This is a genomic window from Sphingobacterium faecale (genome assembly GCF_016746095.1).
In the GTDB taxonomy this organism is placed as follows: Bacteria; Bacteroidota; Bacteroidia; order Sphingobacteriales; family Sphingobacteriaceae; genus Sphingobacterium; species Sphingobacterium faecale.
Map to the genome: position 1 here is coordinate 125,280 of NZ_JAERTY010000005.1, position 12,028 is coordinate 137,307.

The 12,028-nt window shown below is 39.3% G+C and carries 8 protein-coding genes; all 8 read right to left on the reverse strand.

Going from position 1 to position 12,028, the window contains the following annotated elements; genetic code table 11:
* Positions 1-46: 46 nt before the first annotated feature.
* A complete protein-coding gene (locus JKG61_RS10500; RefSeq protein WP_202102937.1) occupies positions 47-1,579 on the reverse strand; it encodes a PKD-like family lipoprotein in 1,533 nt (510 codons plus the stop codon).
* A gap of 19 nt (positions 1,580-1,598) precedes the next feature.
* A complete protein-coding gene (locus tag JKG61_RS10505; RefSeq protein ID WP_202102938.1) occupies positions 1,599-2,300 on the reverse strand; it encodes a DUF4843 domain-containing protein in 702 nt (233 codons plus the stop codon).
* Between the two features lie 19 nt (positions 2,301-2,319).
* Positions 2,320-3,798 carry a RagB/SusD family nutrient uptake outer membrane protein gene (locus JKG61_RS10510; RefSeq protein ID WP_202102939.1) on the reverse strand — a complete coding sequence of 493 codons (1,479 nt, stop codon included), beginning with the start codon at positions 3,796-3,798 and terminating at the stop codon, positions 2,320-2,322.
* Between the two features lie 21 nt (positions 3,799-3,819).
* Positions 3,820-7,203: a SusC/RagA family TonB-linked outer membrane protein gene (locus tag JKG61_RS10515; protein WP_202102940.1), complete on the reverse strand. Its 3,384-nt coding sequence runs from the start codon at positions 7,201-7,203 to the stop codon at positions 3,820-3,822.
* A gap of 149 nt (positions 7,204-7,352) precedes the next feature.
* Positions 7,353-8,537 (reverse strand): FecR family protein, encoded by a 1,185-nt coding sequence (locus tag JKG61_RS10520; RefSeq protein WP_202102941.1) that lies wholly within the window; start codon positions 8,535-8,537, stop codon positions 7,353-7,355.
* 136 nt (positions 8,538-8,673) lie between these two features.
* Positions 8,674-9,273 carry an RNA polymerase sigma factor gene (locus JKG61_RS10525; RefSeq protein WP_202102942.1) on the reverse strand — a complete coding sequence of 200 codons (600 nt, stop codon included), beginning with the start codon at positions 9,271-9,273 and terminating at the stop codon, positions 8,674-8,676.
* A 169-nt stretch (positions 9,274-9,442) separates the two neighbouring features.
* A complete protein-coding gene (locus JKG61_RS10530; protein WP_202102943.1) occupies positions 9,443-10,612 on the reverse strand; it encodes an AGE family epimerase/isomerase in 1,170 nt (389 codons plus the stop codon).
* A complete protein-coding gene (locus tag JKG61_RS10535; protein WP_202102944.1) occupies positions 10,609-12,021 on the reverse strand; it encodes an MFS transporter in 1,413 nt (470 codons plus the stop codon). The genes JKG61_RS10530 and JKG61_RS10535 overlap by 4 nt, the downstream gene beginning before the upstream one ends.
* Positions 12,022-12,028: the final 7 nt, after the last annotated feature.

Sequence of the window (12,028 nt, forward strand, 5' to 3'; positions counted from 1 at the left end):
GATCTTAGAAGATCTGGCTACATTACTGTTTATATGGTTTTGTGGATTACCGCATGAAACCGCCTTTGGTAATTATATCGGCTATCTTACCTAAGCCTGTCATCCTAAATAGCTCCTTGTCGGCGTTGCCAGTCAGTGCATTGTCTGAGATTGAGAATAGTATTACCGTTCCATCTTCTAAGCCGACACTCATTTGTAAGGAGTCATCGGATTCTGCTAGAGCCGTAATACGACTATCAAACTTTTCAAAGAGCTTGACGGCATTACCAGTAATAATATCGTAGTAATACAGCGCTTTGTTGTCGGCGCCAGCGGTAAAGAAAATGAAATCCTTGTTTTTTACAGCGAGGTACTTAGTGTTTTCATTGACCAAATGTGATCCGGTAAACAATTTACGTTGTTTTGGAGTAAAACTTATGACGCGGTTGACCGATCGCATACCGAATGACTGTAAAAAAATATCGGATTCTCCTGGTTTGCGCATGAGCACTATGCCGTCTACGGTAATTCCATTGCCGTAATTAGGAAGTTCGTTGAAGCCGCCGCCCCATACATATTCCCAGTCCTTCATATTATTTAAGTTGACATGATCAGGTGGGTAGGGAGCTGAGGCTTGTGGACTGGGGATCGTGTCTATATCAATGTATCCTCCGGTCGAATTAGGGGTGCTCAGGTTTATATAAAGGAGACGGTTATTTAGCTTATCGTACATAAAACTCATATAGGTTCGCATCGCATGTGCGTCCCAAAGATCAGTGATGTGCATCCCTTTTTCAATTTGCATGGGTATATTTAGCCAAGGCATAGAAAACGGTATAGGGTTGCTGGAAAATAAGCGCGGAAAAACCTGTCCTTCGGTATTGACCAAGATATGGGCATTGGGATAGCAACCTATGTTTATAGCTTCTAGATTGTTTGGAGAACCACCAGCAAAGGCTTCCCGTGTGACGAGTGCCTTCTGCATACTATAAGAATCAAGTTCTATCGGCCCTTGCCCGCCTTGCTGTACAACAACCAAGCTCCAAACACCGGCATTAGGGTAATTCTTAAGTTTAATAGGTTTGCTTCCTAAAGACTCTCCATTGTGTTTAGTACTGTAGATATCTCTGTAAGTAATATAGGTCTTATTAATGTTGTCGTAGCGTATGTGGCCCAGCTCAGACTGTCCGTTTTCCTCGTACAATATGGCCCATCCATTTTGGTAAGGAGAAGCCAGTCTAAGTGTGGTATTGGCCGCAAACACCCTCACACCTGTGGACTTATCGATCATAGTGTAGGTCAATAAGTGGGTTCCTGGAAGCTTTCCTGTATATACGAGATTAGAGTCCCTGCTCACCAAATCACCACTTACGTACCATTCGTGATCATAGTCATCGGCACTACCTCCATTTTGTCCATAGGTCCGGAGTGGGGTAATCTCAGTAACTTCATCTACAATTCCATCAAAAATAGTAGATTCAAACTTGATGCTGACAGGCTTGGCTTGTATATAGTCATAGTTTCCAGTATCTTTAAGACAGGCTGTCTGTAGTAAAAGAATACCAAGGACAATGGCTTTGTATTTCAAAATATATTTCATAACACTTTATTTATAAAATTTATCCAACCAATGGTACGGTGGCTAACATATCAGTACCATCTTCCATTAACAAAGGGGTTCCCTTATCTTTTAACTCTATTAAATGATATTTGAATTGCAGCATAATAATGCGTTGTTGTCCCTCTTCGTATATAGATAGATCTCCTACACCCGTAGCGTCCATAAAAGCTCTAAATTTCTTTTCGCTGTAAACTCCTAAATAGAACCTGTCCATATTGGCGTCCCACCATGTTGGTTTTGTCACTTTGTCCGAGATTTTGAAAGCATATCTCTTATAATTGGATTGACCAGGTTTAACGTCTGCGGTCTCTTTGATTTCTATAGTAAGCTTATAGGTGTTGTCTCGAAGTTTGGCGTGATTTTTAAATATAATATGCGCTGTGTCCTGTGCTATCCCTCTTCTGAACAGCAGATTATCATGCAGTGCATATATATCTGTCGGAGCGTCTGTATCCGTATCCACAACAACTATAGAATAGGAAAGGTCTTTCTCAGGCATTTTGCCTACCAGCTTTACAGGAAGAGCTACCTTTACTTCCGATTGACCTGGATAAAAGAAAAAAGAGAAATCTAGCGTATCTATTATATTTCGCGTAAACTGTACATAATGGCTATCATTATATGTCTGTATTTCAGCTTTTTCACAACTGCCGAGTATTCCCAAAGCTATTATCAAGGTGGTAATTTTAATCTGTTTCATACGATTGTACTTATGGGTATTAAAAAATTAGTTCACCATCTGGAATAGCCAATGTAAATCTACTGTCTATTGGTATGGTTTGCGAGCCGAGTTGTATAGGTCGATTTAGACGCTTGTGTGCAAAAATAGTCTGTCCTTCCGTTAAAAACTCTCGTCTATATTCGTTTATTAATTCGGTATAGAATGCTCCCTCATCCGTCTCGGAGTATGTGGTCATTCTACCTCTAGCGAGGCGAATCTGGTTGAGAATAGCCAGCGCCTCGTTCACTTTTCCATTTTTAAAAAGAGCCTCGCTATAGATGTAGTAAACCTCACTGAGACGTAATATGGGGACCATAGTGTTTTGTTGAGGGCGAAATTGGCCTGTAGAACTCGATGCAGTCCATTTTTCAGATATAAAATCGGTAGATACCACGGCGTCTTGTTTCAAAAGATTACTTCTATAATCTCTTTCATTTGCAGGAAACCAAGAAGAGACCTCTTTATTTATTCTGTAGCGTATGGTAGACTCTTTGTCTTTGTACTCCTGAATATTTCTGACCAAATCTGTATTGTAGCTCGCAAAGAGTACATCGTCAGCAAATTTGATATATTTGTTTACTCCCGTAGCATTTGTCGAGGTCGTGAATTCAAACCACCTCTTAGTACCATGAGGACCAAACTCTTTGTACACATATCCTGCTTCTTGTTCTGCTTCTTCTAGCTTTCCACTATACAAATAAACCCGGGATAAATACCCTGATATAGCTACGTGGTTCAGGCGCATCATTCGAAATGAGAAAAAACGCCTCTCATCTTCATTATTACCCGATAGACGGGAAGACAATTTACCACTTAAGCTTGATCTATTCAATATCGTATCATTTGTAGCAACTAGTTCCTTAGCCTGTTTAAGATCTTTTTCTATTAGCCTGAATACTTCCTCCATAGGTTTGGGGGCCGTGAAATAGGCAGGATAAGTATCTACATAAGGTATCGCATTGTTTGTTGAGTTCGTGCTTGGTGAAGTCGCAAACAGCCTTAATATCTCAAAATGTAATACGCCACGTAAAGCTAATGCTTCTCCCAAGATAAGGTCACGTTCCGTTTTACCAAATCTGAAAATACTAGTGTCTTTCTTTTCTATTTCTTTAATAAGTTTGTTGCTATTAGCAATTGCACGATAAGCATTTCCCCAAATGTTAGTACCTATATTGATAACAGCTTGCTCGTTATGATTAAATGTGGTCGCCGCTAATCGATATTCTGAAGATATGTCTGTACCGATATAGTCTTGTGCCAGCGCAGAATTGAGCCCCCAAGACAGATTTCGGCCATAGAGGTCTCCCTCAGAGATATATTGATAAATACCATTAAGTGCGTTCCGAAACCCAGTTCCCTCCGAAAAAAGGGCCGCATCAGTCAGTTGATCAGAGGGCTTCACATCGAGCCACTTGCTGCAATTGGAAAACAGTGCGATGCATAAAATTATGCTATAAAGATTAATTTTATTTTTCATGATGATCCTTTTATTATGCTTCTAAAAGACAACTTTCACTGATAGGTCATAGTTACGGGCAAATGGATAGGTAGTTCCCCGCTCTTGACGAATTGTAGACCAAGTCCCTAAACTGTTCGAAGACAATTGTAATCTTAACCGGGTTAACTTATACTTTTGAAGTACTTGAATAGGTAAATCGTAACCAATACTTAGCGAATTGAATTTTACAAAATCATTGTTTTGTACGAATCGAGATGTGGGTCTGGTGGTATATGCTCGATCTCGGATATCTTTCAATGAAGTTATGTCTCCTATCTGATTCCATCGGTCGAGCAGAACTCTCCGATCTGCATTTTTATTGTATATGTCTACATTTTCCACTTTTGTAACAAGTGTTCTATTATACTCCTGTGCTCCATACTGATATAAAAACGATGCAAAAACCGTAAATCCCTTGTAGGCTAAATTGAATCCAAATGCGCCTTGTCCTTTAGGTGAGGTATCCCCAACAATAACTTGATCTGAAGCATCCCAATCGTATGTAATAGTGCCATCGGGTCGCACGAAGATCTCCTTTCCGTCCATAGGGTTTATTCCTAATGATTGCATAGCAAAAATGGAAGTAAGTGATCCTCCCTCTATATACTTGGTATGCGGTGTAGAATATCGATCTAGGTAATGAGGACTATTGGCGCGATTGAATCCATATTCATCATACTGCGCATTTACCAAGTCATTATATTTCTTCAGAGAACTTGATATTTGTAGAAGCTCATTTTTATTGCTGGCGAAGTTACCGTATACCGAGAAATTGAAGTCTTTTCTAGTGATTATATTCCCCCTGAGGAAAATCTCGTACCCACTGTTTCTCACTTTCCCTATATTGTCTTTATAGGAACTAAAACCCGAAGATAATGGTAAGTCCACATCATTTACCAGGTTGTTTGTTAGTTTGTTATACCAGTTGAAATTGACGTTAAGTTTATCATTCCACAATCCTAAATCCATAATTATATCGTGGGTTTTTGTTTTTTCCCAAGTTAATGTTGGCGATTCCATCCCTACTAGAAGTGCTCCGTTGCCTGTAGCGTACCAGTTTTGCTGAAATACATACATTCCCCTTGCGGCGTATGGTGGAAAATTCGTTTTTCCTAATTCACCAGTCGTGGTAGTGAGGCGAAGGCGGTTGATGACAGAGTTGCTTTTTAGCCAACTGTACTTGTGCAGGTTGATTCCAGCTCCTAATGACCAGAATGGCGCTACCCTGTTTTCAGATCCAAACTCTGAAGATCCGTCCAGTCTTCCCGATAGGTCGAGCAAATAGATATCTTTTAACGAATAATTGAGAGCTATAAACGAACCGATTAATCGAGTATGATTGTCGTTGTAGTTTGGCTTACGTACTATCTTGTTGGCAAAATTGGGTGAATTCTGTTCGCCAGAAGGAAAACCGGAGTATAATTCTACTGAGCTCTTCGTTTTATTTTCACGCGCATTGAATCCGCCGGAGAAATTGAAGTTGTGACTACCGATTTTGTTGTCATAACGGACAAAGAGATTGGTATTGTAGCCAATAGTCTCAATTTTCTTTAGATTTAGTTCCCCTATGTTCTCGAAATTTGTACTTGCAGAAATGAAGTACTTACCTGAAGATGGATCTGTAAACTGATCCGACCAACTGTCTTGCTTAGTCAGTGCTAAGTCCGCTTTCAACTGAAAATTTGGAAGGAAGTTCCATATGATGGCGGTGTTGTTATTCACATTATTATAGCCATTCTTGCTAAAGCTATGAGTATTAAAAACCTCGTAAATGGGGTTATATATATTCATAGTAAGAAGGTCACCGCTATGCCATATGGGCGTGTTTTTTACAGGAAAGCCATCCGCACCAAAGATCTCATCGTAAGGCAGTTTAGTCGTATAAGCTGAAAAACTTCCATAAGGGGAATCTTCGGCATCTACGATGTCGTAAGTGAAATCGTTACGTATCTGAAAATTATTTTGACGATAATCAATACCTAAGCCTCCTCCTTTTCGTTCACGTGATGAGCCTTTCATTACACCGTTCTGCTTATCGTATTTAAGGAGAAAATTGAATCTCAGATCTTGAGAACCACCGTCGATATTAAGAGTATGTTTATGGTTAAATTCGTTACGGACAGGCTGTGCTATCCAATCTGTATTCACTCCTTTAGTCAGTTGATTTTCCTTTAATAGAAGTTCACGTACAATAGATCCCCTTGTCGAAAATGACATATCTGGTGTTAAAGCGAAAACTCCCGCTAGTTTTTCGGCCTCAAGTTTCTCCTTGGCGTTCATTAGATTATAGTCCGAGAGATCGGCTAAAGCTAATGAACTGACCATGTTATAATCCAGACGTAGTTTTCCAGGTTCGGGGGCTATGGTTTCAATGACGACAACACCATTGGCTGACCTCGAGCCATATACAGCGGTAGCAGCAGCGTCTTTTAATATAGTAATGCTTTTAATACGTGTTAGGTCATAATCATATACGCGCTCCGCGCTCACTTCATAACCGTCCATTATAAATATGGGTAGGTTGGGGTTGTTAGTTAAAGCTGCTTCTGATATATCGACTTGATCGAGGGACTTAACCCCAATTCCTGATCGGCCTCTAATATAGAATTCAGGTAACGTATTAGGATCAGAACCCATAATATTGTTAACTTCTAAGCGAAAAGAGGGATCAAAAACCTGCAGAACGTCAACTACATTCCGATTGCCGACTTTTAATAGCTCCTCTTGACTCACTCTAATGGAATTTCCGGTAAAGCTTTCTTTCTTTATGACATTATAACCCGTTACGACCACATCATCGACTTCTTTGGACACGGGTTTCATTTTGATCAATATCTCCGAACGGGTTGCCGTCGCCTTTGTCGTGGCGTATCCAAGAAAGTTGATTTCTAAAAGAGTGCCCTCGGCTATACCATTCAGCGCGAAATGACCGTTTCGGTCCGTATTCGTGTGTTTTTTTGTTCTTTTACCTTCGGCATCCAACACCACTACGCTCGCACCAATTAAAGGGTGGCCGGAATCGTCAACAACTTTTCCTTGAATTTGAAGCTGCATTTGATGGGCTGTTCCCTGATCTGTTTGTGCCACGTTTTTTTTCTTGGATAACAAAATTGTTTTACCTTGAATCTGGGCTCTAATAGGTTGATCATAAAATACTTCATCTAAGAACCGGATGATGGGCATGTTCTCGACGTCGATAGTGATCGGATGAGCATCCTTCAATATACTCCCCGCACCGAAGACTGTGTAATCGGTTTGTTTCCGGATTTCACTCAATACATGTTGTAATGAACTGTTTTTAAAACGTCCGGTAATAGTTTGCGCATTCCCAGTTGCATAAGTATGCAGTATACCTGTGACTAAAAAAAATACAATTAAGCGCATTATTCTCCATAAATAAGTAAAATTCATTAATTTTGAATTAGTTTGGATAGTTAATATTCTTACAATTGACCCAAGCTATTTAAGGGGGGTGTAGCAGCACCCTTCTTTTTTTTTAGACGCTAGCCTAACGTCTCGCAATGACATACTTTTTATTTATGACCTCCTTTTTTACCGCGTATAATGAGGGTTCGATTAGCTTCCATCTCATATTCTATATTGGAGCTCTGTAACGCCTCTAGAACTATTCCTAAATTATTATTCCTATAAGCATCTCCAAAAAAGCTTTCTTTAGGGATCTCTCCCTCATATATTACCTTGATATCATACCAGCGTGCCAAGTCATTCATTACTTCTTTAAAGGATTTATTGTCAAATACAAATTTGCCACTGCGCCAGGCTATCGCATCTGCCGAATTTACGATGTCTAAATGCATTCTATTATCTGCTATCATGACCTGTTCACCTGGTTTCATCCGAATGCTCTTGTTATTTTTCTCGTGGTAAAGTATTATTTCTCCCGTAAGTAAAGTAGTTGTGATAAAGCTGTTTTCTTGATAACTGTTAATATTGAAAGAGGTACCCAAAACCTGAACTTGTTGTTCCCTGCTGTGTACTACAAAAGGTCTGTCTGCTTTTGCAACATCGAAGAAGGCTTCGCCATCCAAACTGACAACCCTCTTATCACCGCTGAACTTATGTGGATATGTTAGCGTGGAGGCCGCGTTTAACCAGACGGTTGTACCGTCCGAGAGTGTTAGTTTGTATGTTGTTCCTTTTGGTACACGTAATTTGATTTCAGATAGATCATTGGCTATGACCACATCACTTATCGAAGAACCATCCGAATATTGTAATCCTTTAGTACCCACGATGACTCCTTCTTCGCTTGGTTTGAGTGTTATCTTTTTCCCGCTTGGAAGAATGACAAAAGGCTGATCATTGCTGGCAAAGATATCTTTCGCTGATATTTCTGTATTAGTATCTGCCACAGGATCAAAATTTAGGTACATGTAATAACTAAAACCCGCAACGAGTAGTAATGCGGCTGCGTACCCAACTTTAATGAGGTTTTTTAGAGAATATGTTCTAGTTTTATGTTTGATATCCGCATTGACAAGCACGAATCTGGTAATATCACTAGAACGATCCGGAATATAGGAGAATGTGGTTAAATCTTTTTTTAATTTCTGTTCGTCACTTAATTGATCAAGAAGAGCTTGGTTTTCGGTGCTATTTTTAGCCCAAATATCAAGTTCCTTCAACTCCTCTTCATTAAGCTGATCTTTGAGGTACCTGAGCAACAATAATTGAATATGCTGACTGTTTAAATCCATTTATAATTTGACTAGTAATCGACCGCAATTAGTAATAGCATGTCTTCATATTACCAAACGATAAGGCAGGTCAAAATCTTTGGATAAAAATGAAAAAAATGAGATAATAATCGTAACTACTTTATTTATAGATTGTTTAATTTTGTAAGAAAAGAATAATAAATAATGTTAGAATGTCTTTTTTGCCCTTGAAAAGAGAACGTATGGTTTTCGTAGCTTCGTGTTTATGAATAAATACAGCGTTGGTAGATATCTTTAATTTTTCAGAGATCTCTTTTGTATTCAGCCCTTCGAAATAGGACAAAGTAAAAACGAGACGTTGCTTAGGAGGTAACTTATTTACTTCTTTGTATATGTGCGAAAGTAATTCCGCATAAATCATATTGTTTTCTATTCGATCGGCGCTGGGAATCTGAATTGTTAGTTCATCTATGCGTTCAAATTGTCTTCTTTTGGGAGATCGCAAAAAATCCAGACAGGCATTTTTTACCATTACAAATAAATATGATTTTAGGTTGACATCAATTGGAAGATCTTTTCTCCGATTCCAAAGTTTCAGAAAACAATCGTCTATAATTTCCTCGGAATACTCTAGATTGCCAATTATAGTTTGCGCAAAATAGGTCATTTCACGTTGATGACGTTTTATAAAACGTTCTAACGCTTGTGACTTGCCATTACGGAAATCATAAAGAATATCTTTATCGTTGTTTAATTCGGTTAGTTTATTTTCCATAATCAGGAATACTAGACCTAATTAAAGAATTTTATATGGTATTGTCAAACATTATAGTCGAAATATGATATCATTGTTTAAGCCTGTACGATCTGAGTCTTTTCGCAGTTACTGTATAGCTGAGAGGTTGTTCTTAATCGGCATGAGATTATTATCACCTATTTTTGGTTTATTCATACTCCATCAGATTTTCTAACATCTCCATACACATTCGGCCATTATGGTACGGACACTTCCAAAAGCCGCCCTTATTTTCACTCTCATTTATGCTTCCGTTGGGCAATCTACTCCAGTACCATTCGCCTTTTTTCCAATCTATAAGATGTTGCTTTATATAGTTCCAGTTATTATAGGCATACTCGATATACGCCTGTTTCTTGGTAATTTTTCCCGCATACATATATCCCACTACAGTTTCAGCTTGTACCCACCAGTGCTTTTCTGTATCTATTTCTCCCTCTTTGACTTCATATATCATACTACCGTCGGCCTGTAGTCCAGCGACGCTAGAGGTAGCAATATCGTCCAAAATAGACTTTAGACGTTCAATATTTAAGTATCCAACTTGATTAGCAGCTAGCCAGAGCAACCATACCGCTTCGATATTATGCCCAAAAGATATGGTTTCGTTGCTGACATTCCAGTCATCATCAAAAAAGAGACCTAAATGGCCTGTGCTAGGATTGTATATTTTATCAACAAACAGGGTTATAAGTTCTTTTTGAGCCTCCATAAGTCTCTCGTTGGTCCATACTTTTAGGAGATTGGTATAGGGTTCTAACACATGTAAATGTGTATTCATAGTCTTGGCCATATTCTCATCTTTCTCGCTGAGCCGCATGTCATCGATTATTTTCCAATCCCTGGTAAAGGCTTCCCGGTATCCACCCTTTAGAGAATCTCTAGTCTTTTCTATACACTCAAACAAGGCAATTGCCTGGTCTAATATAAATGGTTCACCGGTGACTTTATAGAATTCGGAGAAAGCATACAGCATAAAGCCCTGAGCATACGTCTGCTTTTTGTTTTGTATTACAACGCCTTTATAATCTACTGACCAGTAAACACCACCATATTGACGATCAACAAAGTATTCGTCGATATAATTATAAGCACGCCATGCCATTTTTAGATATAAGGGATTTCCCAGTATCCGGTAAGCTGCTGCAAATGTCCATAGTATGCGAGCGTTAAGTACTGCTCCTTTTTCTGCATAAGTGTTCACATTATTAGCGGTATCAATAGCCCCATAGAAACCTCCATTCTGATCATCAATCATATGTGACATCCAGAATCCCAGGATGTTTTCTTCTAATACTTCTTGAAATTCTCTTATCATTGCAATCTACTTTCTCTCATTTTTTCTAAAAGCAATGTGATTTTTGCTATTTTCTGTTCTCCAAGTGGGTAGCCTATGATGATCAGAACAGAAAGTGCTGCTCCCCCAGCGGGCAATAAACTCAAGAACATCTTTATCCCTGTTAAAGCTTCCGTACTTTGCGTTTGATTGGCCTGAAAACCGTAGTACGCAAGTAACCATCCTGTTATCGCCGTTCCTAATGCCCAGCCTAACTTTTGACTCATAGAGGATGAGCTAAAAATTAATCCAGTAGCCCGGTTGCCGGTTCTATATTCAGAATAATCGGCACAATCTGCATACATCGACCATAAAAGAGGAAAAACCGCCCCTGCACAAATGCTGATCAACGCTTGGAATATAAATATCCAGATCAATTGATAACTCTGCAGTGTAAAGAAGAGAAGCGATATAACAGCAGCTAATGACATGCTAAGTATATAAGTGTTTTTTTTTCCTATTCTGTTACTGATAGGTCCGGCGATTACAACACCCACTATATTAGCTATTTGCCCAAGAGCCAAATACAAGCCACTCCAAACAAATGGAATGTTAAAAAGCGTAATAGTATGCATTTTTTCCTCCTGTACATAATATTTGAAGTAATATAGAGCGGCGCCATCCCTGATAGAGTTAAATAACAGTGCAGCCACACCAGCTCCTAATAATATCCACCAAGGTTTATTTCTTAGGAGGTCTCGGATATCCTGTTTTAGCGTAGATCTAGCGGTGGAGGGCAGAGGTATAACCCGCTCGCGCGTCCAGGCAAAGCATAGGAGGAACAATATCGTTGAAAACAGCGCAATGACCGTTGCTGCCATAAACCAACCGTGTTCTAGACCTCTGGCGTCAGAGGGATTCTTACTAAAGTAGTTTATCAATGGATTGAATAACAAGAGGGTAAAAAAGCTCCCGATGTAAGCAAAAGCCATCCTATAGGTTGCTAAAATATTCCTTTGTTTAGGTAGTGGACTTATTACACCTAACAGCGATGCATAGGGTACATTGATTGCTGAATACACCATCATCATTAAGGAATAAGTAAGATATGCATAGGTAATCTTGCCCCAATCTGAGAAGGCGGGCGTATAGAATGTAAACATACCCAATACACCGAACGGTAGGGCTACATATAACAGATAGGGTCTGAACCGACCCCACTTTGAATAGGTTCTGTCCGCTATAACACCGACTATCGGATCGAACAAGGAGTCCCAGACCCTAGTGATGAGAAACATAGTTCCTACAACTTTTGCCTCCAGACCAAATACATCAGTATAGAAGAACATCAGGTACATGCCAAATAGTTTCCAGAACATAGAGCTTGCAGCATCTCCAAGACCGTAGCCTATTTTCTCTTTAAGTGTTAGATTTTCATTTTTTAAGTCCATTCTATAT